The sequence below is a fragment of the Tessaracoccus sp. MC1865 genome (assembly GCF_017815535.1).
Taxonomy (GTDB): domain Bacteria; phylum Actinomycetota; class Actinomycetes; order Propionibacteriales; family Propionibacteriaceae; genus Arachnia.
Window position 1 is genome coordinate 2,708,125 of sequence record NZ_CP072596.1, and the last position, 23,449, is coordinate 2,731,573.

Annotated in this window: 22 protein-coding genes; 15 read left to right on the forward strand and 7 right to left on the reverse strand. The window is 68.3% G+C overall.

Annotated elements, in window-relative coordinates:
- Position 1: 1 nt before the first annotated feature.
- Positions 2–514, reverse strand: coding sequence for a YbjQ family protein (locus J7D54_RS12640; protein WP_182764197.1), 513 nt, complete (start codon positions 512–514; stop codon positions 2–4).
- Positions 515–572: 58 nt separating this feature from the next.
- Between J7D54_RS12640 and lysS the strand changes: the two genes are divergently transcribed.
- From lysS to J7D54_RS12670, 6 genes are all read left to right on the forward strand, one after another.
- Positions 573–2,096 (forward strand): lysine--tRNA ligase, encoded by a 1,524-nt coding sequence (gene lysS, locus J7D54_RS12645; protein WP_182764198.1) that lies wholly within the window; start codon positions 573–575, stop codon positions 2,094–2,096.
- 108 nt (positions 2,097–2,204) lie between these two features.
- A complete protein-coding gene (locus tag J7D54_RS12650) occupies positions 2,205–3,191 on the forward strand; it encodes a DMT family transporter (RefSeq protein WP_182764199.1) in 987 nt (328 codons plus the stop codon).
- Positions 3,188–4,480: an extracellular solute-binding protein gene (locus tag J7D54_RS12655; protein WP_182764200.1), complete on the forward strand. Its 1,293-nt coding sequence runs from the start codon at positions 3,188–3,190 to the stop codon at positions 4,478–4,480. Before J7D54_RS12650 ends, J7D54_RS12655 begins: the two co-directional genes overlap by 4 nt.
- Positions 4,477–5,400, forward strand: a complete 924-nt coding sequence (locus tag J7D54_RS12660) for a carbohydrate ABC transporter permease (protein ID WP_209455134.1) — start codon at positions 4,477–4,479, stop codon at positions 5,398–5,400. The genes J7D54_RS12655 and J7D54_RS12660 overlap by 4 nt, the downstream gene beginning before the upstream one ends.
- A gap of 3 nt (positions 5,401–5,403) precedes the next feature.
- Entirely contained in the window at positions 5,404–6,294 is an 891-nt protein-coding gene (locus J7D54_RS12665; RefSeq protein WP_182764201.1) for a carbohydrate ABC transporter permease, read from the forward strand.
- 25 nt (positions 6,295–6,319) lie between these two features.
- A complete protein-coding gene (locus tag J7D54_RS12670; RefSeq protein ID WP_182764202.1) occupies positions 6,320–7,891 on the forward strand; it encodes a glycogen debranching protein in 1,572 nt (523 codons plus the stop codon).
- A gap of 107 nt (positions 7,892–7,998) precedes the next feature.
- Here the strand turns inward: J7D54_RS12670 and J7D54_RS12675 are convergent, their stop codons facing one another.
- Genes J7D54_RS12675 through J7D54_RS12685 form a run of 3 tightly spaced genes read right to left on the reverse strand, consistent with a single transcriptional unit; the run spans position 7,999 to position 12,963 of the window.
- Entirely contained in the window at positions 7,999–9,510 is a 1,512-nt protein-coding gene (locus J7D54_RS12675; protein ID WP_182764203.1) for an amino acid permease, read from the reverse strand.
- A gap of 23 nt (positions 9,511–9,533) precedes the next feature.
- On the reverse strand, positions 9,534–9,986 hold the full coding sequence (locus tag J7D54_RS12680; RefSeq protein WP_182764204.1) for a beta-galactosidase subunit beta: 453 nt from the start codon (positions 9,984–9,986) through the stop codon (positions 9,534–9,536).
- 1 nt (position 9,987) lies between these two features.
- A complete protein-coding gene (locus tag J7D54_RS12685) occupies positions 9,988–12,963 on the reverse strand; it encodes a glycoside hydrolase family 2 TIM barrel-domain containing protein (protein WP_182764205.1) in 2,976 nt (991 codons plus the stop codon).
- Positions 12,964–13,152: 189 nt separating this feature from the next.
- Between J7D54_RS12685 and J7D54_RS12690 the strand changes: the two genes are divergently transcribed.
- Genes J7D54_RS12690 through J7D54_RS12700 form a run of 3 tightly spaced genes read left to right on the forward strand, consistent with a single transcriptional unit; the run spans position 13,153 to position 15,119 of the window.
- Positions 13,153–14,163 carry a LacI family DNA-binding transcriptional regulator gene (locus tag J7D54_RS12690; protein ID WP_209455135.1) on the forward strand — a complete coding sequence of 337 codons (1,011 nt, stop codon included), beginning with the start codon at positions 13,153–13,155 and terminating at the stop codon, positions 14,161–14,163.
- A 50-nt stretch (positions 14,164–14,213) separates the two neighbouring features.
- Positions 14,214–14,561, forward strand: coding sequence for a DUF2218 domain-containing protein (locus J7D54_RS12695; RefSeq protein ID WP_182764207.1), 348 nt, complete (start codon positions 14,214–14,216; stop codon positions 14,559–14,561).
- A 3-nt stretch (positions 14,562–14,564) separates the two neighbouring features.
- Positions 14,565–15,119: a dihydrofolate reductase family protein gene (locus tag J7D54_RS12700; RefSeq protein ID WP_182764208.1), complete on the forward strand. Its 555-nt coding sequence runs from the start codon at positions 14,565–14,567 to the stop codon at positions 15,117–15,119.
- 25 nt (positions 15,120–15,144) lie between these two features.
- On the opposite strand, the gene J7D54_RS12705 is transcribed toward J7D54_RS12700, so the two are convergent.
- The gene (locus J7D54_RS12705) at positions 15,145–15,858 is read right to left on the reverse strand and encodes an NUDIX domain-containing protein (protein ID WP_182764209.1); all 714 of its coding nucleotides are present in this window, start codon (positions 15,856–15,858) and stop codon (positions 15,145–15,147) included.
- Positions 15,859–15,923: 65 nt separating this feature from the next.
- Between J7D54_RS12705 and nadA the strand changes: the two genes are divergently transcribed.
- From nadA to J7D54_RS14350, 6 genes are all read left to right on the forward strand, one after another.
- Positions 15,924–16,943 carry a quinolinate synthase NadA gene (gene nadA / locus J7D54_RS12710; RefSeq protein WP_182764210.1) on the forward strand — a complete coding sequence of 340 codons (1,020 nt, stop codon included), beginning with the start codon at positions 15,924–15,926 and terminating at the stop codon, positions 16,941–16,943.
- Positions 16,943–18,535: an L-aspartate oxidase gene (gene nadB, locus J7D54_RS12715; protein ID WP_182764281.1), complete on the forward strand. Its 1,593-nt coding sequence runs from the start codon at positions 16,943–16,945 to the stop codon at positions 18,533–18,535. The genes nadA and nadB overlap by 1 nt, the downstream gene beginning before the upstream one ends.
- Positions 18,532–19,416 (forward strand): carboxylating nicotinate-nucleotide diphosphorylase, encoded by an 885-nt coding sequence (gene nadC / locus J7D54_RS12720; protein ID WP_182764211.1) that lies wholly within the window; start codon positions 18,532–18,534, stop codon positions 19,414–19,416. The genes nadB and nadC overlap by 4 nt, the downstream gene beginning before the upstream one ends.
- A gap of 21 nt (positions 19,417–19,437) precedes the next feature.
- Positions 19,438–20,322 (forward strand): DUF4031 domain-containing protein, encoded by an 885-nt coding sequence (locus J7D54_RS12725; protein ID WP_182764212.1) that lies wholly within the window; start codon positions 19,438–19,440, stop codon positions 20,320–20,322.
- Between the two features lie 26 nt (positions 20,323–20,348).
- Complete coding sequence (locus J7D54_RS12730) at positions 20,349–21,011, forward strand: O-methyltransferase (protein ID WP_182764213.1); 663 nt, start codon at positions 20,349–20,351, stop codon at positions 21,009–21,011.
- 217 nt (positions 21,012–21,228) lie between these two features.
- Entirely contained in the window at positions 21,229–21,363 is a 135-nt protein-coding gene (locus J7D54_RS14350; RefSeq protein ID WP_255433676.1) for a hypothetical protein, read from the forward strand.
- Positions 21,364–21,831: 468 nt separating this feature from the next.
- On the opposite strand, the gene J7D54_RS12735 is transcribed toward J7D54_RS14350, so the two are convergent.
- Positions 21,832–22,380: a hypothetical protein gene (locus J7D54_RS12735; protein WP_182764214.1), complete on the reverse strand. Its 549-nt coding sequence runs from the start codon at positions 22,378–22,380 to the stop codon at positions 21,832–21,834.
- A gap of 380 nt (positions 22,381–22,760) precedes the next feature.
- A complete protein-coding gene (locus J7D54_RS12740; protein ID WP_182764215.1) occupies positions 22,761–23,378 on the reverse strand; it encodes a hypothetical protein in 618 nt (205 codons plus the stop codon).
- Positions 23,379–23,449 lie beyond the last annotated feature (71 nt).

Here is a 23,449-nt window from a genome sequence, read left to right on the forward strand (position 1 = left end):
TTTACTCCTGACGCAGCCGCACCGCGGTGCCGTAGGCCGCCAACTCGCTCACGGTGTCGCTGATTTTGCCGCCGTCGAAATGCACTCCCACCACCGCGTCCGCCCCGGCCTCCTGCGCCTGTTGCACCAGGGCGCCGATGGCATCCTGCCGCGCGGAGGTGTTGATGAAGGCCATCTCAGGGTTGTGCGCCAGGTCCCGCGGGCGGGTGGCGATGCCGATGACAATCCCGAGGCTCGCCGCGATCTCCCGCCCCGGTAGCGAATCCGTGGTGGACAGCGGCAGGTCATAGGTGACGAAACGCGGCCGCCGCGGGTCTGTGTCCCGCTGCGCCACCGGCGAAATCGGCTCCGGCGGCACCGGCACCGCACTTCCGGAGGCGGGCACGACAGGCTGCGGGCTCACCGGGCGGGGACGGGGGCCGGGCACGACGCGGGGTAGGGCGCGGGTGGGCTCGCCTGATGGGAGCGGAGCAGGCATCTGCGGCTGTCCGTGGCCTTGCGGGGGCTGGCTCATTCCGCCAGCCTAGCTGCGGCCCCCGGCGAAAGTGGCGTCCCGCACCCGCGACGGTAGGATGACGCGCGTGACTGAGACCCCTGACGTGCAGCCCACCGACTCCGAGCAGACCGTCGTCCGCAAGGAGAAGCGCGCCCGCCTGCTGGAACAGGGGATCGAGGCCTACCCCGCAGATCTGACCCGAAGCCACACCCTGCGTGACATCCGCGCCCAGTGGGGCCACATGGAGGCCGGCGAGGAGACCCAGGACGTCGTGACCACCGGCGGCCGCGTCGTGTTCATCCGCAACACCGGCAAGCTGGCGTTCGCCACGCTGCAGGACGGCTTCACGCCGGAGGAGAACGGCGAGCGGCTCCAGATCATGCTGTCGCTGGCAGAGGTGGGCGAAGAGGCGCTCGCGGAGTGGAAGCACACCGCGGACCTCGGCGACTTCGTCTGGGTCACCGGCCGCGTCATCGTCTCGAAGCGCGGCGAGTTGTCGATCATGGTCAGCGAGTGGCGGATGGCCGCCAAAGCGCTGCGCCCGTTGCCCGTCATGCACAAGGACCTGTCCGAGGAGTCGCGGGTCCGCCGTCGCTACGTGGACCTCATCGTCCGCGACGAAGCGCGTGAGATGGTGCGCAAGCGCTCGGCCATCACGCGGGCGATCCGGGAGACGCTGTACGGGCAGGGCTACATGGAGGTCGAGACCCCCATCCTGCAGCTCATCCACGGCGGCGCCGCGGCGCGCCCCTTCGAGACCCACATCAACGCGTTCGACATCCGCATGACCATGCGCATCGCGCTGGAGCTCCACCTGAAGCGCACCATGGTGGGAGGCGCGGACAGGGTGTTCGAGATCGGCCGGGTCTTCCGCAACGAGGGCATCGACTCCACGCATTCGGCGGAGTTCACCATGCTCGAGGCGTACCAGGCGTGGGGCGACCAGCGCACCATCGCCCGCCTCATCCAGGACATCGTCGTGGCCTCGGCGGACGCCGTCGGCTCGCGGCAGTTCGAGACACCGAAGGGCGTCATCGACCTCGACGGCGAGTGGAGCTGGCTGTCGGTCTTCCCAGCGCTCTCCGAGCGGCTGGGCGAAGAGATCACGGTCGAGACGCCGGCGGAGGTGCTGCACGCGTTCGCCGACGCGCATGAGGTCGAGTACGACAAGGCCTGGGCCGCGGACAAGATGGTGATGGAACTGTTCGGCGAACTCGTCGAACCCGGCCTACTGCAGCCCACCTTCGTCTACGACTACCCCTCGATCGCCCAGCCGCTGGCCCGCCGCCACCGCAGCGACGCGGGGAAGGTCGAGGCTTGGGACCTCATCATCGGCGGTGTCGAACGGGGCACCGGCTACACCGAGTTGGTGGACCCGGTCATCCAGCGCGATGTCCTGATGTCGCAGTCGAAGCTGGCCGCCGCAGGTGACCACGAAGCCATGGAGTACGACCAGGACTTCATCGAGGCGCTGGAGTACGGGGTCCCGCCGATGGGCGGCCTCGGCCTGGGCGTGGACCGCCTGATCATGATGCTGACAGGCGTTGGCATCCGCGAGACCATCCTGTATCCGCTGCTGCGCCCCTCCTCCGAGCACTAAATCCTCCCACCACGCGGCCGTGCCCGGACCGCTTCGCACCTGAAACCGGTTGCATCGGCTCCCGTCGTCGCTTAGCATGTAACCGGTTTCATTCGAGGAGGAACACCCATGGGAGCACGAGGACGCAGGGCGCCGCTGGCCACCTTCGCCATCCTCGTCGTCACCGCGATCTGGGGCTCGACCTTCTTCATCATCAAAGATGCCGTCGACAGGATCGACCCCATCGACTTCCTCGCGGCGCGCTTCTCGATCGGCGCCGTCATCCCGGCGGTCGTCTTCTGGCCGCGACTCCGCAGGCTCACCCCCCAGCAATGGCAGGTCGGCCTCGCGCTGGGCGGCCTGTACGGGCTCGCGCAGATCGTGCAGACCGTCGGCCTGCAACACACCGATGCGTCCGTCTCCGGCTTCATCACCGGCACCTACGTGGTCCTGACGCCCATCATCCTGTGGATCGCCTTCAAGGCGCGGCTCACCCGCATCACCTGGGTCGCCGTCGGCATTGCGGTGGTGGGGCTGGCGATCCTCAGCCTCTCCGGCGTGGGTTCCGGCGGCGTCGGCGAGTCCCTCACCCTCGTCGGGGCCACCCTGTACGCGCTCCACATCGTGATGCTGGACCGCTGGTCCCGCAGCATGGACGCCATCTCCCTCACGGTCGTGCAACTCATCGGCATCGCCGTGACCTGCACGTTCCTCGGGCTGCCCGGTGCGTACCGGATCCCGGCCGACGCGACGGTGTGGGGGGCGATCCTCTACACCGCCATCGTCGCGGGCGTCGTCACGATGCTCCTCCAGACCTGGGCCCAGCGCCACATCTCCCCCACTCGGGTGGCACTGATGATGACGTTCGAGCCGGTCTTCGCCTCCGCTTTCGCCGTCACCTTCGGCGGCGAAAGCCTCACGGCCCGCCTCATCGTCGGCGGGTCCCTCATCCTGCTCGCCACCTTCGTGGGGCTCCGTGCAGGACAAGCCGACACCACCGATCCAGCGCTCATCGAGCACATCACCCACAGTCCCCCGGAGCCGGCCGAACCGGTTCCGGACACCACCGCCATTGACACAGGGTCACCGCAGACCCGAGACAGGAGCACCCCATGACCACCTTCACGCGCCGCCAGATCGGCGGCTTCGCCGGGATCCTCGCCGCTGCCGCCGTCGCAGGACCCGCACTCACCGCATGCTCCGGCACCGGGGGCCAGAAGGGCGCCGGCAAGGTCGTCTGGTCCACCTGGGGCTCCCCCGAGGACCTGAAGAGCTTCGACCGCTTCCAGGAGCAGTTCAAGGCGGACCACCCGGACATCGAACTGGTCTTCCAGCCCACTCCGTCGTACTCCGAGTACCACTCCAAGCTGTTGACGCAGCTGAGCTCGGGCACCGCGCCGGACGTGTTCTATATCGGCGACGACCGCGTCGCCTCCGTCATCCGCAACGACGTGCTGATGCCCGTCGACGGCGCCTCCGTCAAGGAGGGTGACTTCAGCAAGAACGTCCTCGACATCGCCCGCTGGGACGGAAAGCTCTACGCCCTGCCCAACGACGTGAACCCGGACACCCTCTGGTACGACAAGGAAGCACTCAAGAGTGCGGGCATCACGGATGACCCCGCCACGCTGGCAGAGAACGACGAGTGGACCAACGAGGCGTTCTTCGACATGACCGCCAAGCTCGCCGCGGCGGGCCTCACCGGCGCCGTGTACTGGAACTACTGGGCCACCCACGACGGCTTCATGACCACCAACGGTGGCCAGGTCTACGACGGCGACGGCAACTACGTCGCCCACGAGGACCCCAAGTCGGTCGAAGCCATGGACAATTACGCCCAGCGCTTCCAGACCGGCGAGATGAAGCTCGCCGATCTCCTGCCCGAAGGAGCCGGCTCCGAAACCCTGCTGGTCACCCACAAGCTGGGCTTCCTGGCCGCGGGCCGCTACACCATCGGCGCCATCCGCGGCGCGGGCGTCGACGAGGCCCTCTACGACATCGTCCGCTGGCCCACGCATGACGGCAAGGCCGCCCCCACCGGCGTGGCCGCGTCGTACCTCGCGATCAACGCCAAGGCGGCCGACCCGGAGGCGGCGCTCACCTTCTTCTCCGCGTTCCTCGACGCCGAGGGCCAGAGCCTGCGCCTCGAGGGCCAGGGCAACGCCGTCCCGTCGATCAACGGGGCCGACGACATCGTCCTCAGCGGCGATTACCCGGCGCACGCCCAGACCATGCTCGACATGCGCGACATGGGCTACTCCAACTTCGCCACCGAGGCCGCCGTCCCGGACCTGAGCAACCAGATCTCGGTCGAATACATGCAGCCGCTGTACGAGGGCAAGAAGGACGCGCAGACCGCGCTCAACGAGGTGGCCGCCCTGGTCGAGGAGAAGACCAAGTCATGACCTCCACAGCTGTGACCGGGGCGGGGCCCGCCCCGTCCCGGCGCGGCTGGCGGGAGAAGGACAAGTACTGGGGGATGTTCTTCGTGGCGCCGCAGGCGCTGGGCATGCTCCTGTTCACCCTCATCCCGTTCGCCGCGGCCTTCCTACTCGCCTTCACCGACTGGAACGGCTTCGGGATGCCCGATTTCATCGGGTTCGAGAACTTCCGGGACCAGCTGAGCAGTCCGCTGCTGGGCCGCGCCATCATCAACACCCTGGTCATCGCGGTGGTCACCGTGCCGATCGGCCTCTTCCTGGCGATCGTCGGGGCCACCGTGCTCAACAAGATCAAGGGACGCGCGTTCTATCTGGTGCTGTTCTTCGCGCCCGTGGTCACCAGCGCGGTGGCGATCGCCCTCATCTGGCAGCAACTGCTGCGGGCCGACGGCGTGATCAGCGGTTTCCTGACCGCCACGTTCGGCATCGAGCCGATCGACTGGCTGGGCCACCCCTGGTTGGCCCTGCTGGCCGTGTGCCTCGTGACGATCTGGTCCTCGCTGGGTCTCAACATCGTCATCTTCATGGCCGGCCTGCAGTCCATCTCGCCGTCCGTGCTGGAGGCAGCCGCCATCGACGGAGCAGGCCCCGTCTCCCGCTTCTTCAAGATCACCCTGCCGCTGCTGAGCCCGATCGTCTTCTACCAATCGGTCGTGGCCTTCATCTCGTCGCTGCAGACGTTCGACCTCGTCTTCGTCCTGGTCAACAACGCCGGCCCGGACAACGGCACCCGCACGATCGTTTACCACATCTACGACCTGGGCTTCGCCAAGTCGCAGTTCGGCCTGTCCAGCGCCGCCTCCATCGTCCTTCTGGCCCTCACCCTGGTGATCACCGCGATCCAGTTCGGCGCCCAGAAGAAGTTCGTCCACTACGAGGGCTGAGCCATGACCGCCATCACCGTTCCCACCACCACCGCCCCCGCGGCTCCGACGCCGGCAGCACGCCATCGCCGGGTCTGGCTCGGCTGGCTCAAGCACCCCCTGGTGTTCGCGATCGCCCTGCTGATGGTCGCCCCGTTCATCTGGATGTTGCTGACCTCGTTCAAGGGCCTGCCGCAGTTGCTGCAGGACCCGTTGTCGCTGATCCCGGACCCGTGGGTCTGGACCAACTTCGCCGACGCCTGGAACGCGCTGCCGTTCGGCCGGGCCTATGCCAACTCCATCTACATCACCGTCCTGGTGGTGTTCGGCACGCTGCTCACCGCGTCGATGGCCGCCTACGGCTTCGCGCGGATCCCGTTCAAGGGCTCCAAGACTCTGTTCTGGGTGTTCCTGGCGATGCAGATGGTGCCCAAGCAGGTCACGCTGGTGCCCTTCTACTTCCTGATGGCGCAGTTCGGCTGGGTCGATTCGCACCTCGCGCTGATCATTCCGGCCATCATGGTCAACCCTTTCGGCGTGTTCCTCGCGCGCCAGTTCATCCAGTCGGTCCCCATCGAGCTCGAGGAGGCCGCGATGATCGACGGCGCCTCGCGCTGGCGCATCTACTGGACGGTCATCCTGCCGGCCATCCGCCCGGGCCTGGGCGCGCTGGCGATCATCGTCGCCCTGGACGCCTGGAACAACTTCCTGCTGCCGCTGGTGCTGCTGAACTCCACAGAGTTGTTCACCGTGCCGCTGTTGCTGTCGCAGTTCCAGGGCCAGTACGGCGGCATGAACTACGGCCTGGTGATGGCGGCCACCGCGTTCTCCACCGTGCCGATGCTGATCGCGTTCGTGATCGGGCAGCGCCAGATCATCGAGTCGCTCGCCACCTCCGGCCTCGGCGGCCGCTGACGTCGCAACCAGCAAGGAGAAGCACATGCAGGATCTGGGGCCCGATCTCGCCCACTGGTTCGACCTGGACCACGTGCCGTACACGGTGCGCGGGTCGAGACTCTTCGTGCGCCGCTCCGACGACGGGCTCACCGTGTACCGGGCGGCCTATGAGCGGCCGCTCGCCGACAGCATCGCCGTGCGCGGCCTTCGCGTCCTCGACGGCGAAGGTAGCCCCGCAGACGTCGAACTCGTCGACCCCTGGCGCATCACCTTCACGGGCGGGGCCCACCTCTACGTCACCGCCGACGACGAGGTGGTGGTGGAGCTCCCGCCCCGCTTCCGGGTGGAAGGTGCGGTCAACCGTGCCGAGACCACCCTGCGGATCGCGGGGGCGCCTGAGGACGGGCCTTCCCAGGTGGCAGCCGAGCTCGGCCGCTGGATGGCGAAGTGCCCCACCGTCGACGAGCGGTGGCGCGACATCACCCGCTTCTGTTGGTGGGTGCTGGGCGCCAACACCCTCACGTTGGACGCCCCCGAAGGCCTGAGCCGCGCAGTCGTGCCGTCGAAGATCGGATACGTCGGCCTGTGGCAGTGGGACGCCTACTTCATGGCGATCGGGCTGCGCCACGGCGACATCGGGCTGGCCACCGAGCAGCTCCGCATCGCGTTGGCCTACCCCTGCGACGACGGCCAGCTGCCCGACGTCGTGCACGAGGACGGCATCCTCGCCTCCTCCGACGACCTGCCACCCGGCGACCTCAAGAACCTCCGGCGCATGGGCTCCCCCAGCCTGGCGCACTCCCGCGTGCCGCTGACGAAGCCGCCGCTGACAGCGCTGGCGGTGGCGTTGCTCGCCGAGCAGGCGGGCCCGGCAGTGATCGACGAGTTCCTGCCCACCATGCTGGCCGCCCAGGAATGGTGGTACTCCACCTCGGCGCCCGCCGGGCACCCGGCGTACCTGCATCCCTATTCGTCGGGCCTGGACGACTCGCCGATCTTCGACGACGACGCCATCCTGGTGTCCCCGGATCTCACGAGCTACCTGATCCTCGCCGACCGCCTGCTGGCGGACTGGCTCGAGGAGCGGGGCGAGGCGGCGGCGGCCGAGAGGTGCCGCTCCCGTGCCGACCGCTCCGTCGCGGCGCTGGCGGGCACGTGGGATGAGAGCCGGGCGTTCTTCCCGAGCATCGGCGAGCACGGCGACCCCGTGGCCTCCGAGACCATCGTCTCGCTCATGCCCGTGCTGGTCGAGGGGCTCCCGGAGCGCCTGCTCGACGCCCTGCTGGCGGCGATCAACGACCCGCAGCGGTTCGCCACCGCCCATCCGCTGCCCACCGTGGCCGTGCGCGACGACGACTTCTCCCCCACCCGCATGTGGCGCGGCCCCGTGTGGGTGAACACGAACTGGCTGGTGGCCACCGGACTGCGCGCCCGCGGCCGCGATGCCGAGGCGGAGCGCATTGAGCGGGCCACCGTCGAACTGGTGGCCGAGCACGGGCCCAACGAGTACTTCCGGCCGGACACCGGCGCGAAGCCGCCCCGTGCCACCACCGTCTTCGGTTGGTCGGCCGCCCTGACGGTGGACCTCGCGGTGCGACTCAGCGGCCACATCTAGATCTGGGGTGGTCAACGACCCCGGATCCAGATTCGGGGCCACCGCCGCACGCGCGAAACACGAAAAGGGTCCGGGAGGTGAACCTCCCGGACCCGTCTCGTGTCAGATCAGCTGACGACCGTGCGGTCGATCTGTTCTGACGGGGCCACGTATTCGCCGCGCAGCATCTGCTCGGCCGTGGGCTCGAGCTCCGCTGCGGCAGCGGTGGGGTCGGTGGCCCGGAGCCGCTTGATGTAGCGCTCGTACCAGATGATGGCCAGGCCGAGGAACACGACGACGCCGCCCACGTTGTAGGTCAGTGTCAGCCACAGGGGCTGGCCGGTGGGGGTGGTGCCGGCGATGAACACGAAGGCGAACACGACCAGGAGGAACGTGGCCACGCCCAGGCCGAAGGCCTTCTTGCCCATGCGGAAGTCGCGGACGACGTGGTCGTACTTCCTACGCAGCACCCAGTACGCCAGCAGGATCAGCAGAGGTGGCAGCAGCGCGGTAGCCGCGGTCATGTTGATCACGATGCCGAGCAGGTCGTTGATGTTGCCGGAGCCGAGCGCCGGGATCACGAGGATCGGCACGACGATGGCGAACTGCAGCCAGGCGGCGCGGAAGGGGATGCCCTCCTCGTTCAGCTCGACGAGCTTGCCGCCGAAGATCCCGGCCGGGATCTCCGAGAAGAAGATCTTCACCGGGGTGGAGGTCCACATCAGGAGCGAGCCGAGGGTGGCGGCCAGCAGGATGAGGCCCAGGCCCCGGTTGACCAGGTCGGCCGACAGGCCGAAGTGCTCGCCCACTGCCCCCATGACGACGAACAGGCCGTTGGAGTAGTCCAGCGTGCCGACGGGCACGAACACGTTCATCAGCAGCGAGGCGGCGGCGTACAGCAGACCGATCGCGATACCGGCGATGACGATGGTGCGGACGAAGGCCTTGACGCCGCCGCGGAGGTCGTTGAGGAACACGGCCGACGACTCGGCGCCGCCCACGCCCTGGATGATCCAGGCCAAGGTGCCGAAGAAGCCCCAGGCCATGGCGAAGGTCGACAGGTCGGGCGCCATGTTCGACACGGAGATGGCCGTGGCCGGCTCCACGCCACCGAACAGTGAGGCGACCGAGAGCAGGATGAACGCGACGGTCAGTACCAGCACCAGCGTTGCGCCGATCGAGGTGACCGACCCGATCCATTTGGCGCCCTTGGTGGACACGAAGGTGGCGATCGCGAAGATGATGATGGACAGCACGGTGATCCACACCTGCGACAGCTGCTTCTCCTCGCCGTAGAACAGGTAGGAGGAGAACACGAGGATGAGCGGCAGGAGCGACGCGAAGTAGAACAGGTTCACGAACCAGTAGGTGAACGCGGTGAGGTAGGCCCAGCGGCCGCCCATCGACGTCTTGACCCACTGGTACACGCCGGATTCGGAGTTCTTGTTCAGCGCCACGAATTCGGCGATGACCAGGGTGAACGGAATGAAGTAGAGCAGCGTTGCGAAGAAGAACGCCGGTGCCGACGCCAGCCCGATCGCCACGTTGTTGTTGATGACGTTACGGATGTTGAACACCGCCGCCACCGTCATGGTGAGCAGGGCGAACATGCCGATCCGCCCGCGGTTGGTAATGGTCATGGTGTGACTCTCTCCCTGAGCGTCTATTTATTGTGGAAGGTGGCACCCTCGACCGAAACGTGCAACAGCACCGCTTCGGAGTCGGGCATGGGAAGGACGCGGAACGCCTCGTCGATGTCGACGACGAGCACCCCGTTCTTCGGGACGGTGACGACCTCGGCTTCCCCGCGGAACGGCTGGCGGTCGGTCAGATCTGAGTAGGCGCCGACCTCGACGAGGTCGGCTTTGGGGGCGACGGCGACGTCAACATCGCCGTCCAGCGCCGCGACCACACCGTGGTAGCGGCGCCGCCCGACGAGCTCATCGGTGGCGAGCTCGGCGGTACGGTCCTTGCGGTAGGTGAGCGAGTCGACGATGGAGTAGGCCACCCCGCTCTGCAGCGACGGCGCGTTCTCCAGGGCCTGGAGGGTGCGGCGCCACTTCTTGTGTCCGCCCATCACCTCGTGCATCGTGGCCCGGTCTGTGAAGAGTCGCATGTCAGTTCTCCTCGGTGGGTCGCAGGGTGAACTCGAAGTCGAAGGCTTCGAAGCGGGTGCGGTAGGCATCGAGCACTTCGGAGCCCCAGGAGTTGGAGCCGAGACCCATCACCTGGTCGTTGAGGTTGAGCGTGACGTTGTCGCGGCGCACCAGGTCGGTGCGGTGCTGTGCGTCGTCGATGTCCTGGCACGTGTAGTTCCACGCGGAGAAGTGGAACGGCGCCTGATCCGCGGGACGGCTCACGTGGAGGCCGTTGCCTGCCTCGTCGGTGATCGTCATCCAGCGCACGTCGCCGCGGTTGCCGTAATCCTGTGGGTAGACGTACGGCGTTTCCATGGCGTCGACGGTGGTCCCCCAGAAGCCGATCGTGTTGGCGGCCTTCGAATCCGGGTAGTTCTCCCCTGGGCCGCGGCCGAACCACGCCACCTGCTGCAGTTCCCCCGGCACCTCGAGGCTCACGCCGATGCGCGGAATGATGTCGCGGTAGTCGCCGTAGGGCTCCCCGGTGACGGCGACGGTGGCGACACCGTCGGCCCCGACGCGCCAGGTGACGCGGCACTGCATGCCGAAGTCCAGCACCGGCGGGGCGACCCGCACCTCGTAATCGACGACGACGGCCTCGCCGTCACGGCGCCAGGTCACGTTGCGGGCCGAGTTCTGCATGATCTCGATGTGCTGGGGGGTCCAGTGCTCGTCGGCCTCCTGCTGGTGGTTGTCGATGAGCGGCTTCCAGAACCCCACGCGGAGCGGCGCGGCGACGAGGCTGCGGCCACCCGCGCGCCAGGAGAGGAGGTCGCCGTTCACGGTGTCGAACACGAGTTCGCCGTTGCCGGTGCTCACGGTGAGGGTGAACTCGTCCTCGGCCGTGTCCAGGCGCGGGGCTACGGTGGGCGCTGCGGGCAGGGCGTCGACGACGGCGAGCTGGTGGACACCGAGCTCGCGGCCGGCGTCGGCCCAGGTGTGGGCCTGCGTCGAGAACACGCGGGCGACCGCGGCTGCGGGGGCGCCGTCGCCGAGGTTCAGCGCGAGTTCGGTGGTCCAGGTCTCGCCCGGGCCGACAGGCTGGGGCGTGAGGGTCACGGGCGCGGCGGGCACGCCGTCGACGGTGGTCTCGACGCGGATCTCGATGTCGCTGAGGTCGGTGAACCAGCGGCGGTTCCGCACGCTGAGCACGCCGTCGCTCCAGGTCACGAGGACGGGGCAGATGACCTGCTTGTACTCGGTGAGGCCGGGGCTGGGCTGCTGCCAGGGGAAGACGAGGCCGTCGATGCAGAAGTTCTTGTTGTTGGGGTAGTCGCCGTAGTCGCCGCCGTAGGCGTAGAAGGCGTTCTCCCCCACCGCCCCGCCGCTACGGCTGCGGTCGAGCAGTCCGTGGTCCGCCCATTCCCAGATGAAGTGACCCTGGATGGAATCCCACTTGTTGAACACTTCCTGGTACTCCGACAGGCCGCCCGGGCCGTTGCCCATCGAGTGGGCGTACTCACAGTTGATGCGCGGCTTCGGGTGCGGGTGCTCGCCGAAGTCGTTCATCTGCTGCACGCGGGAGTACATCGTCGACACGATGTCGACGACCTCACCGTTGCGGTCCTCCTCGTAGTGCACGGGGCGGGTGGGGTCGAGCTCCTTGGCGCGGTGGTACATCGCGCGGATGTTGCAGCCGAACTCGGACTCGTTGCCGAGGCTCCAGATCAGCACCGACGCGTGGTTGCGCTGCGCGAGCACGTGGCGCTCGATGCGGTCCACGTAGGGCGCCTCCCACGCGGGATCGTCGGTGACCCTGGCCAGGTCGTCGACGTTGGCGAAGCCGTGCGACTCAAGGTCGGTCTCCGCGATCAGCATCAGGCCGAGCTCGTCGCACATCTCGTAGAAGCGCGGGTCGTTGGGGTAGTGCGCGGTGCGCACGGCGTTGATGTTGTGACGCTTCATGAGCTCCAGGTCGCGGCGCGCGCGGTCCATTGAGATGGCGCGGCCCTTCTCTGGGTCGTGGTCGTGGCGGTTGACGCCGTGCATCATGAAGTAGGCGCCGTTGAGGTGCATGAGGCCCTCGTCGATGGTGATCTCGCGGAGGCCGAGGCGGTGCGGGACGTGCTCGCTGACCACGTCGTCGCCCATGACGGTGAGCGTCATGTCGTAGAGGTACGGCGTCTCGGGGTTCCAGAATGTGGCGTTGTCGACGGTGACCGTGACGGTGTCGCCTGGGGTGAGCGTGGCGCTGGCGACGGTGGTGTCGCCGTCGGCGATTCTCCATTCGATGCTGCGGGCGCCGTCGGCCTCTGCGGTGAGGGTGACCTCGGCGGAGTCGCCTGCCTTGCGGGTGCGGACGAAGAAGTCCGTCAGGCGCGCCTGCGGGCGGGTGATGAGGTAGAGGTCGCGGAAGATGCCCGAGGCCCACCACATGTCCTGGTCCTCGATGTAGGTGGCGTCGCAGTACTGCAGCACCTTGATGGCAAAGAGGTTGTCGCCGTCGACGATGTGGGCGGTGATGTCGAACTCCGCGGTGAGGCGGGAGCCCTTCGTCATGCCCACGAAGTCGCCGTTGAGGTAGATCTCGGCGTAGGACTCGACGCCGTCCATCTTGAGGATGACCTGCTCGCCGTCGGCGGGGCGGCTCAGCGGCACCACGCGCTGGTACGCGCCGGTAGGCGTGTCCGCCGGCACGCGGGGCTGTTCGATGGGGAACGGGTAGCCCTCGTCGGTGTACTGCAGGTGCCCGTAGCCGTCGAGCTGCCACAGGTGCGGCACGGTGACGGTGTCCCACCCGGCCTGGTGGGCGGACGTGAAGGCAGCGGGGACGCGCAGCGGGTTGTCGAACAACCGGAACTGCCAGTCGCCTGACATGCTGACGAAGCCGCGCGAACGGGTGCGGTCTCGGGTGGCGGCGTCCTCTTCGGTGGCGTAGCCGAAGAAGTAGGCGCGGGCCCGGAGCCTGTTGCGCCCCGTGAGGGAGGGGTTCTCCCAGTCACGTGGGTCGGTCATGGACTCGATCTCCTTATGTCGTTCACCGGTCCCCTATGGAATGTAACCGGTTTCATTTGCCAATATACATAACCCCCACCGCGCTGTCACGCCGGGGGTGCCTAAAATGAAACCGGTTTCTTTCTGTGGCGCCGAGAGAGCCCCGCTGATGCGAGAATGGGGCTGCACAAGCACAGGAAGGGGGCGGAGTTGGACTCGATCAAGCGCGCCACCATCGGCGACGTCGCCCGCGTGGCCGGAGTTTCTCGAGCCACGGCGTCCCGCGCGCTCAACGACTCCGCGCAGGTCACGGCCGCCACCAAGGAACGGGTGCGCGAAGCGGTGCGCGAGACCGGCTTCGTGATGAACAAGATGGGCCGGGCCCTGGCCGTCGGCCGCTCGGAGACCATCGCCATCCTCGTCACCGAGCCCCTCGACGAGTTCTTCGCCGACCCCACCTTCCTCACCGTGCTCCGCGGCATCACCGAGGGCCTCGCTGAAACCTCCACCATGCCGGTGCTCCTGCAGGCGTGGTCCGACGCGGAGCACAGGCGCGCCCTGCGCCACTTCGAACGACGCGCGGTGGACGCCGTCATCTCCATCTCGCCGTACGTCGGCGGCGACATGCTCGAGGCGCTGCGCGAGGGCACGCTCCCTGTAGTGCTCTGCGGCCAGGTGGAGGGCCACCCCTACCTGGGGGTCTTCGCGAGCGTCTACGCGGATGATGTGGCGGGCGCCCAGCTCGCCGGGAACCGGATGATGGCTCGTGGCCGCCGTCGTGTCGCCGTCATCAACGGCCCGCAGGACAACCCCGCGGCAGTGGACCGCCTGCTGGGCTACCGGGCCGCGATGAGCGGGGCTTTCGACCCGGAACTCGCGGTATGGACAGGCTGGGACGAGGCCTCCGGCTTCGACAGCATGCGCACGCTCCTGGAGCGCGACCCTGCCATCGACGGCGTGCTCGCCGCCTCAGACCGCATCGCCGCCGGCGCGCTCCGGGCGCTCTCCCTGGCCGGCCGGTCCGTCCCCGGCGACGTGTCGGTGATCGGCTTCGACGACCACAGCCTGGCCGCTTCCACCGCTCCACCGCTGACCACCATCAGGCAGCCCATGAACCTGCAGGGCAGGCTGGCCACCCAGCTGGCCCTGGAGATGATCGACGGCAAGAAGGCCCGCAGCGTCGTCCTCGACATGGAACTCGTGGAACGCGCTTCGGTCTGACGCTAGCCTGGGAACATGAACTTAGGTGACCTAACTCGGCAACCCCAGGCATGAGCAGCGTCTCGTCCGTCACGACGGAGCGCCCCGCCCGGTACGGGAAGCAGCTGGTCGGCCATCTGGGGCGCCGCGCAGGCGGCGGGTGGTCCGCGGAGACCGAATCCGGCTGGGTGCAACTGGGCGACATGGGCCGCGCTGAACTCACCGCGGAGACCGACACCCTCGTCCTGCAGGTCTTCGGCCCCGACGCCGAGACCATCGAGCGGCTGGAGCAGGTCGTGGGCCGCCACCTCGTGCGCTTCGGCGCCAAGGATGAGCTTGCAGTCGCCTGGGTGCGCGACGACGGCACGCCCGGCACGGAGCAGCGCTTCTCGGATCCGGAACCCATGCACGCGGGCTGAGCCATGGGCAGGATCCTCTTCGACACCGCCACCAGCATCAACGGCTGGATCGCCGACGAGCACAATTCGCTGGACTGGCTCTTTGCGGTCGACGGCGGCGACCACCCCGACGAGGGCCTGTTCCCGGACGGCGCCACCGTCCTGGTCGAGGGTTCCACCACGTACCAGTGGGTCCTCGACCACGACGACATCCTGAACCACCCCGAGAAGTGGCAGGATTTCCACGGGTCGCGGCCCGCCTTCGTCTTCACCACGCGCAACCTGCCTCGGCCAGAGGGCGCGGACGTCCGCTTCATCTCCGGTGCGGTGACCGACCACATCGGGGCAATCCGTGAGGCGGCCGGCGACGGCGACATCTGGGTGGTCGGCGGCGGCGACCTCGCCGGTCAATTCCTCGACGCCGGGCTGCTGGACCAGATCGCGCTGTCGGTCGCCCCCGTCGCCCTCACCGGCGGCGCCCCGCTCCTGCCGCGGCGCCTGGAGTCGGACCGCCTCCGGCTGGTCTCGGCGCAGGCGCACGGCCAGTTCGCCCGCCTCCTCTACGACGTCGTCGGCTGACTCCGCCCGCCCTGACAGGTGGATCTCACTCCGGGCGCAACACCGCGAACGGGTCGGTCACCACCAGTTCCCTGTCAACGAAGCGGAACACCCGCGCGGGCCTGCCGCCCTTCGCGCCTGAGACGGTCAGCTCACCCGTCGATTCTAGTTGCCCACGCCGCGTCAGCACCCGCTGCAGGTTCGTGGGCGCGACGTCGTGGCCCAGCGCCGCCACGTACACGGAGCGCAGCTCTGCGATCGTGAACTCCTCCGGCATCAGCGCGAAACCGATATTCGTGTACGACAACTTGGCCCTCAGCCGACGCACGGCGTGCGCCACGACGAACCGGTGGTCGAAGGCCATCTCCCCCACGCCGTCGACGTCCACCCAGGCGGCGTTCTCCGGTAGCTCCGGCTCGGCGCCCGCAGCCACCAGCCCCAGGTAGCTCGTCCCGATGGTGCGCTGCGCCGGGTCCCGCGAGGGATCGGAACTCGTGCCCAACTGCTCCAGGTGCGCCAACCCGGCGATATCGACCTTCGCCGCCAGGTGCCGCAGCACCGATGCCTCCAGGGTTTCGCCCGGCTCCACCGGCCCCGACGGCAGCGCGGGCACGCCGGCGAAAGGCGCCGAGCCCCGGATCGCCGTCAGCACGCACAACCTCGCGTCGGGGCCTCCGTCGCGCACCTGCAGCACCGCGCCGATTGCCTCGTGGCGGTAGAGCGCTACCCCGGCGGAGTCGCGGATTTGGCTGCTGGTCATGGCCGCATGCTACAGTGACGCAAGTTTCCGCCTGAGAGACGAAAACCCACGGAGGGACACCCGCCATGACGCTCACCCTGAACCGCACCTGGGAGCAGTGGACCGCAGACGAAGTCGCGCAGTGGCAGGAGCGCGTCCACGCGTTGGCCGTCGAGCGCAACGCGGTGATCCTGGCGCACAACTACCAGTCCGGCATCATCCAGGACGTGGCGCACCACGTCGGCGACTCCCTCGCCCTCAGCCGGCTGGCCGCCACCGTCGACGCCGAGACCATCGTGTTCGCCGGCGTGCACTTCATGGCCGAGACCGCGAAGATCCTCTCCCCCGCCAAGCGCGTCCTGATCCCGGACCAGAACGCCGGCTGCTCGTTGGCCGACACCGTCGACGCCGACCAGCTCCGCGCCTGGAAGGCCGAGCACCCTGACGCCGCCGTCGTCTCCTACGTCAACACGACGGCGGAGGTGAAGGCGCTCACGGACATCTGTTGCACGTCCTCCAACGCGGTCGAGGTCGTGCGCAGCATCCCGGAGGACCGCGAGATCCTGTTCCTCCCGGATCAGTTCCTGGGCGCCCACGTGCGCCGCGCCACCGGCCGGAAGAACATCCAGGTGTGGCTCGGCGAGTGCCACGTGCACGCCGACATCTCCCCGTCGAACCTCATCGACGCCGTCCGCAGCAATCCCGACGCGGGCCTCTACGTGCACCCGGAATGCGGTTGCACCACCTCGGCCCTGTGGCTGGCGGAATCCGGCGAACTGCCGGAGGGCCGCACGCACGTGCTGTCGACGGGTGGCATGCTCGACAGGGCGCGCAACGAAACGCGTAGCCAGGTGCTCGTGGCCACGGAGATCGGCATGCTGCACCAACTCCGCAAGGCCAACCCGACGACGGATTTCCGCCCCGTGAACGCCCAGGCGTCGTGCCCGTACATGAAGTTGATCACGCCGGAGAAGCTCGAGGCCTGCCTCGGCGACCCGGCCACCACGGCGGCGTACGAGGTCGACGTGGCGCCCGAGATCGCCCTCAAGGCCCGCCAGGCGGTGGAGCGCATGATCGCGATCGGCAACCCCGGCTCGGGCGAGTGATGCGCGCGCGGGTCGTGGTGGTGGGCACCGGCGCCGCCGGCCTGTCCACGCTGCTCCACCTCGCCGCGGCGGGCGTCGACACCATCGCCGTCACGCGGGCGGGTGTCACTGATTCGGCCACTGGCTGGGCCCAGGGCGGCCTCGCGGCGGTCTGGAACGCGGGCGACTCCTTCGAGGCCCACATCGCCGACACGCTCACCGCCGGGGTCGGCCTCTGCGACGAGACCGTCGTCCGCGACCTGGTCACCTCCGCCCCCGGCTCCATCACCCGGCTCATCGAACTGGGCGCGAAGTTCGACCGCACGCCCGATGGGGAACTGGACCTGCACCTCGAGGGCGGCCACTCCCACCGGCGCATCATCCACGCCGACGGCGACGCCACCGGCGCCGAGATCGAACGCGCGCTCTGGGCGGCGCTGTCGCGCGCGCTGGAGGGCAGTTCCGTCCGCATCCTGGAGGACACCCGGCTCGTCGACATCCTGACCGAGGACGGCCGGGCCGTCGGCATCCGCGCGCTCGGTGACGAACCCTTCGAGATCCGCGCCGACGCCGTCGTGCTCGCCACCGGCGGCATCGGCCAACTGTGGCCCGTCACCTCCAACCCGACGGTGGCCACGGGCGACGGCGTGGCCGCGGCCCTGCGCGCCGGCGCGACCGTGCGCGACATCGAGTTCGTCCAGTTCCATCCCACCGTCCTCGCGGACGAGGCGGCCACCGCCCGCGGGGTGCTGATCAGCGAGGCCGTTCGGGGCGAGGGCGCGTTCCTGGTCGACTCGTCGGGCCGCCGCATCATGGCGGGTGTCCATCCCCTTCAGGACCTGGCTCCCCGCGACGTGGTCTCCGCGGCGATCGTCGCCCACCTCAGCGCCACCGGCGAGGCCCACGCGTTCCTCGACGCCACCCACTTCGGGGCCGCCACGTGGGAGGCGCACTTCCCGGGCATCCTGGCGCTCTGCCGGGAACGGGGCGTCGACCCCGTGACCGAGCCCATCCCCGTGCATCCCGCCGCGCACTACTCGTGTGGCGGGGTCGCGGCCACGCTCGACGGCGAGACCAGCGTGCCGGGGCTCTTCGCTGTCGGGGAGGTCGCCGCCACCGGCCTGCACGGCGCGAACCGCCTGGCGTCCAACTCGCTGACTGAGGCCCTCGTCATGGGCGACCGCGTGGGCCGGCTGCTGGCCGCCGCTCCGGTCGGGCCCACCTCGCACCGCGGAGTTGCGATTGAGCGGGTGGGCGTCAGCACCGAGCCGCGCCTCATCGACCCCTCGTCGACGCCTGCGCTCCGCGCCGCCATGCAGCGCCACGCCTTCGTCGCCCGCACCGCCGACGGCCTGGCCGCACTGCTCCGCGACCTCGGGGCAGCCCCGTCCACCGACACGCTGACCGACCGTTCCCTCACCGCCACCAACCTCCATACGGTCGCTGTGGCGATCGCGACGGCGGCCCTCGCCCGCCAGGAGTCCCGGGGCGCGCACCGCCGCGCCGACTTCCCCGGGCGGGCTGAGGCGCACCGCCTGCTTGTCACCCTCACCCACGGCGCGCTGACCTGCAGCGCCGAGCCCCTCCCCACCGTCGAAAGGACCGCCGCATGACCACCCGGCAGGAGACGACCACCGAAGCCCAGGCCGAGCTGCAGCGCCTCGTCGACATCGCCCTCGACGAGGACCTCCGCTACGGGCCGGACGTGACCACCCTCACGACGGTGCCCGCTGAAGCGCAGGGTGTCGCCGAGGTCGTCAGCCGCGAGACGGGCGTCATCTCGGGGATCGACGCCGCCCTCGTCGCGCTCAAGACGCTGGCCGACCGGGTCGGTTCCAGCGCCTCGGCCGAGGTCGTCGCGCCGGACGGCACCCATGTGGCCCCCGGCGACGTGGTGCTGCGCATCTCCGGCCCGGTGCAGACCCTGCTCACGGCCGAGCGCACGCTCCTGAACTTCCTGGGGCAGTTGTCCGGCGTGGCCACCGCGACCTCCCGCTGGGTCGAGGCCGTCGCCGACACCGACGCCAAGATCCGCGACACCCGCAAGACCGTCCCCGGCCTGCGGGCGCTGCAGAAGGCCGCCGTCGTGGACGGCGGGGGCGTCAACCACCGAATGGCGCTCGGCGATGCCGCTCTGATCAAGGACAACCATGTCGCCGCCGCCGGCTCGGTGGGGGCGGCGTTCCGGGCGGTGCAGCGGGCCGCGCCCGGCATCGCCGTCGAGGTGGAGTGCGACACGCTGGAGCAGGTCCGCGAGGCAGTGGAGGTGGGCGCCGAACTCGTCCTCCTCGACAACATGGCCCCCGACATGATGCGTGCTGCCGTGGAGATCTGCCGCCCGGCCGGCGTGAAGACCGAGGCGAGCGGTGGCCTGACATTGGAGTCGGCCCACGCTGTCGCCGCCACGGGCGTCGACTACATCTCCATCGGCGCGCTGACCCACTCGCCCCGCGTCCTGGATCTCGGCCTCGACCTGCGCACCACCACCGCGTAGATCGAGAGGCAGACTAGGTAGATGGCAGTCCTGATCGATCCCCCGCGCTGGCCCGCGCACGGCACCGTCTTCGCGCACCTCGTGTCTGACACCTCCCTCGATGAGCTCCACACCTTCGCCCGCTCGGCGGGGCTCCCGCCGCGGGCCTTCGATCACGACCACTACGACGTCCCCGCCTCCCGCTACGACGACCTCGTCGCCCAGGGGGCTCGGCCCGTCGGCGAGATGGAGCTCATCCGGGCACTCAGCGCCAGCGGGCTGCGGGTGCGCAAGCCGCAGAAGTCGCCGACGCGGGCGGAAGCCCTGGCCGTCGCCCACCGGTCGTGGAGCTACCTCGGTCTGCCAGACGACCTGCGCGATGAACTGCTCGCCCGCTGGCAACAGCCGGACCGCCACTACCACGACGTCCGCCATCTGGCCCACGTGCTGATGGCGCTCGGAGACCTTGGCTGCACCGACCCCGTCGTCATCCTCGCCGCCTGGTTCCACGACGCGATCTACGACGGCGTCCCCGGCCAGGACGAGGAAGCCTCTGCCCGGCTGGCGGAGGATTCGCTCGCGGGCCTGCTCAGCGCGGAAGACGTAGCGGCGGTCGGCCGGCTCATCCGCATGACCGCGACGCACTCCCCCGGCGACGAGCGCGAGGCGACTCTCTCTGACGCCGACCTCAGCATCCTCGGCCAGATCCCCGGCCGCTACCACGTCTACGTCCGCGACGTGCGCCTCGATTACGCCCATGTCGACGATGAGGCCTGGCGACAGGGACGCTCCCAGGTGCTGCGCCAACTCCTGGCCAAGGACCCGCTCTTCCACACGGAACTCGCCCGCGACCTCTGGGAAAGCCAGGCCCGCGCCAACCTCGCCGACGAGCTCCGCAGTCTGAGCGAGAACCCACCCGTTTCGTGAGCCTGCGGGGGCACTACGCTCGCAGGATGGTCGACACCCCGACGCCCGAGGCTTTCGATGCCCTCCTCGCACCGCTCGCTGGCGAGGACGACGCCCTCATCGCCGCCCGCACGTCCACCGAGGTGACGCGGCCAGGAATCGAGGTCTCGCCGTCCATGGGCCGCCTCCTCCATATCCTCGCATCCGCCTCCGGCGCCAGGCGGGTCCTGGAGTTCGGCACGCTGGCGGGTTACTCGACGATCTGGCTCGCGCGGGCCGTGGGGCCCACGGGCCGCGTGGTCAGCCTCGAACTCGAGCGCAGCAACGCCGACGTGGCCCGTCGGAACTTCGAGGCGGCTGGGGTCAGCGCCTGGGTGGACATCATGTGTGGCCCTGCGGCGCGCTCGTCGGAGAGGTTGGTCGAGTTGCAGGTCGAGCCGTTCGATCTCGTCTTCATTGACGCGGACAAGGCGTCGCTGCCCACGTATCTGGAGCGCTCGATTGCGCTCACCCGCCCGGGCGCGCTGATCGTGATCGACAACGTCGTGCGGGGCGGCAAAGTGCTCAACCCGGACGACGACGACTCCCGTGGCGTCCGCGCTGCCCTGACCACTGCCGGCGCAGACCCGAGGCTCGACGTCGCGGCCATTCAGACCGTGGGCACCAAGGGCTGGGACGGGTTCGCGATACTCCGCCGCACGGCCTCCTGAACGGGGCCGCTAGCGCTCCCGGTACGCGGGCCAGCCAGCACCCTCGGCCGGTGCAGATTCTCACGCTGAGCGCGGGTGGTTATAGAGAATTGTGGGTTGAGCAGCATCCGTTCCCCGGGCGAACTGTGTGATTCCAGTCCACCCGGGGGTCGGGTGCTCTCCGACAGCTGTGCCGTCGGCTTCAGTAGGGGCGGTTGAGGCCGAGGAGTGATACATAGTGCTGTTCGCGAGATTCACGGTCGAGGTGTTCCTGGTTGACGAGTCGCTCGTCAGGGTGTCGCTCGTTCCGCTCGTACCTGATGCTCCAGAGAAGCATCCAGAGGCCGATGCGCATCGCGACGCGTTCAGCTAGGCCCAGCCGACGCTCAGAATGCTCGAGTAGATGGTCATTGAGTACGGGTATTCGTTCCGCTAGGAGCGTGTTCATCAGATGGTTTCATTTCTCTTTTGGGCGCGCAGAATGCACAGGAAAATGGCATGCCGATAATCATCAGCAAAGGGGGTATTGACGGCCCGCAACGACGCGGGCGCGCCGCAGACCCTCAGTAAACGAGGGTGTCAGAAGGGGTTGTGAACGCGTCAGGCGTTCTGGGAACCCGCAAAGGAGGCAGCCCCGTTGGCACGGCGCAGGCGGTGCGCGGTAGTGAACTTCAACATGGGACCTCTCCTTTCAATTGCGTATCCAGAGAGAAGGCTATGCCCAACGGAAGACCAATGTCAACACACAATCGAAATGGGCTTGAAGTCACCTTGAAAGCGCTTGATTCACCGCCCCACGCGCCGGCTGACAAACCGAGGGCCACGGAGACGCGAGACCTGTTCAGCGTTTCGTGTTGACGGCCTGGTATTCCCCGACGAGGTAGTCAGCACTGCGCGACAGCGTGAACGGTAACGTGCCCGAGCGGCCGGCGCCGCTCCAACTGACCGCCCAATGCGATGTCGCCGTCACCTCGTAGGTGCCCATCTCCTCGTACATGTGCCCACAGTCGGGCGACTTCACATTCTTCCCACCCTGCGTCCGAACCGCAGACCACGGCGTACCCCTCCCGCATGTCACGGTGGTGCCGTCGCCCATGTCCCACTCGACGCGCTCCACCTCGGCCCGCAGCGTCACCGTCACACCGCTGGCCGAATCCGACGAGGTGACCGGCCCCCACTGCCTTTCCGACGGCGACTCGGCCCACATCCAGTTCTGCCATCCCACAAAGCTCAGGCGCACATCGTTGTCACCGCGCGGGAGCATCCCCAGTTCGACGGCTTCGAGGTCCAGCCGCGCCAACAGGCGCAGCGCCACCTCCCGGGGATCTACCTGTACCGCCTCCGGCGGCGCGGGCAGCCAACGGGTGGACACCATGCGTGGATCGGGCACGAGATCTCCACCTGGACGCACGCAGAAATAGATCGCGCCTTCAGTACGCCCGCCCCACGCTGGATCCGAGAGCGGAGGCTGCGGTGATGATGGCCGACACCACGCCGACACTAGGGCACTCCATGCACCTAGGCCGGTCGTGCAGGGGACGGTCCGCCCCTGAAATGCACAAACCCTGGGGGGCTCGGATTTCCCCTTCCCACCTGACCCTTCATCCTCCTTCGAACTAGGAGGATCACTACCTTCGAGGGTAATCATAAAGAGGCAGATGCCGGACGAATCTCGGGCTCCACAGATCTCCTTGGTTTCCGCCGCCGCGGTGCCCGACACAGAAATGCACAGCATGAGGACTACGCCCGCGAGAAGCGAACGCGTACGGATCAGCATGCTTCTTCCTGATCGTTTTCGATCAGCGCAACTCGCCAGACGCCGTCCTGGCCCTCTTCCATCGTCGCTGTTTCGACGTAACGCGGAGATAACCCCGCCGTCGGGTACGGGTCACCGTCGTATTTGCGGATCTCCACAGCACTCCGATCAACGCAGTAGGTGAGTTCCCCACGCCGCACCGAAGGGAAGTCTTGAATCTCGCCAACTGAAAGGGATTCAAAAACTAGACCCCCTAGATTGCGGATCTCGTTCTCCCGATAGATCTCGACGTTCCGTAGGATGTGGTTGCTCTGGTCACCCGTCGTCACGTACTGGGTCTCCGAGAAGTCCGTATAGCCCTCGGGATCAGCGAGGTACTTCGCCAAGACCCGCTGATACTCCTGCCAACCAGCGATGATGGCCGCCGACTCCGCATCCTCCGTCGGCAGTTCACCCGGGTACGACTCAAACGTCGTCGGCGAGGGACTCGGGCCGGCACTCGGCGACACACTCACACTCGGCGACATCGACGGCGAAGCGGACACCATCGTCTTCTCGACCTCAGGCTCCGGCGACTCCACCGCCCCCGCCGTACACCCAACCAGCAACGCAGCGCCGGCAACGGCGGCCACACACAGCCTCATGAAGAACTCCGATCCACAATCCGAGCCCCATCTAAACAACGCCGGGGGTCACTTGCCCT

What these genes read in the sequence shown, in the direction of transcription:
- J7D54_RS12685 (WP_182764205.1), bottom strand. Translation starts at nt 12,963, where the DNA reads ATGACCGACCCACGTGACTGGGAGAACCCCTCCCTCACGGGGCGCAAC.
- J7D54_RS12650 (WP_182764199.1), top strand. Translation starts at nt 2,205, where the DNA reads ATGGGAGCACGAGGACGCAGGGCGCCGCTGGCCACCTTCGCCATCCTC.
- J7D54_RS12640 (WP_182764197.1), bottom strand. Translation starts at nt 514, where the DNA reads ATGAGCCAGCCCCCGCAAGGCCACGGACAGCCGCAGATGCCTGCTCCG.
- nadB (WP_182764281.1), top strand. Translation starts at nt 16,943, where the DNA reads ATGCGCGCGCGGGTCGTGGTGGTGGGCACCGGCGCCGCCGGCCTGTCC.
- nadA (WP_182764210.1), top strand. Translation starts at nt 15,924, where the DNA reads ATGACGCTCACCCTGAACCGCACCTGGGAGCAGTGGACCGCAGACGAA.
- J7D54_RS12670 (WP_182764202.1), top strand. Translation starts at nt 6,320, where the DNA reads ATGCAGGATCTGGGGCCCGATCTCGCCCACTGGTTCGACCTGGACCAC.
- J7D54_RS12695 (WP_182764207.1), top strand. Translation starts at nt 14,214, where the DNA reads ATGAGCAGCGTCTCGTCCGTCACGACGGAGCGCCCCGCCCGGTACGGG.
- J7D54_RS12725 (WP_182764212.1), top strand. Translation starts at nt 19,438, where the DNA reads ATGGCAGTCCTGATCGATCCCCCGCGCTGGCCCGCGCACGGCACCGTC.
- nadC (WP_182764211.1), top strand. Translation starts at nt 18,532, where the DNA reads ATGACCACCCGGCAGGAGACGACCACCGAAGCCCAGGCCGAGCTGCAG.
- J7D54_RS12730 (WP_182764213.1), top strand. Translation starts at nt 20,349, where the DNA reads ATGGTCGACACCCCGACGCCCGAGGCTTTCGATGCCCTCCTCGCACCG.
- J7D54_RS12660 (WP_209455134.1), top strand. Translation starts at nt 4,477, where the DNA reads ATGACCTCCACAGCTGTGACCGGGGCGGGGCCCGCCCCGTCCCGGCGC.
- J7D54_RS12675 (WP_182764203.1), bottom strand. Translation starts at nt 9,510, where the DNA reads ATGACCATTACCAACCGCGGGCGGATCGGCATGTTCGCCCTGCTCACC.
- J7D54_RS12680 (WP_182764204.1), bottom strand. Translation starts at nt 9,986, where the DNA reads ATGCGACTCTTCACAGACCGGGCCACGATGCACGAGGTGATGGGCGGA.
- J7D54_RS12665 (WP_182764201.1), top strand. Translation starts at nt 5,404, where the DNA reads ATGACCGCCATCACCGTTCCCACCACCACCGCCCCCGCGGCTCCGACG.
- J7D54_RS12700 (WP_182764208.1), top strand. Translation starts at nt 14,565, where the DNA reads ATGGGCAGGATCCTCTTCGACACCGCCACCAGCATCAACGGCTGGATC.
- J7D54_RS12705 (WP_182764209.1), bottom strand. Translation starts at nt 15,858, where the DNA reads ATGACCAGCAGCCAAATCCGCGACTCCGCCGGGGTAGCGCTCTACCGC.
- J7D54_RS12655 (WP_182764200.1), top strand. Translation starts at nt 3,188, where the DNA reads ATGACCACCTTCACGCGCCGCCAGATCGGCGGCTTCGCCGGGATCCTC.
- lysS (WP_182764198.1), top strand. Translation starts at nt 573, where the DNA reads ATGACGCGCGTGACTGAGACCCCTGACGTGCAGCCCACCGACTCCGAG.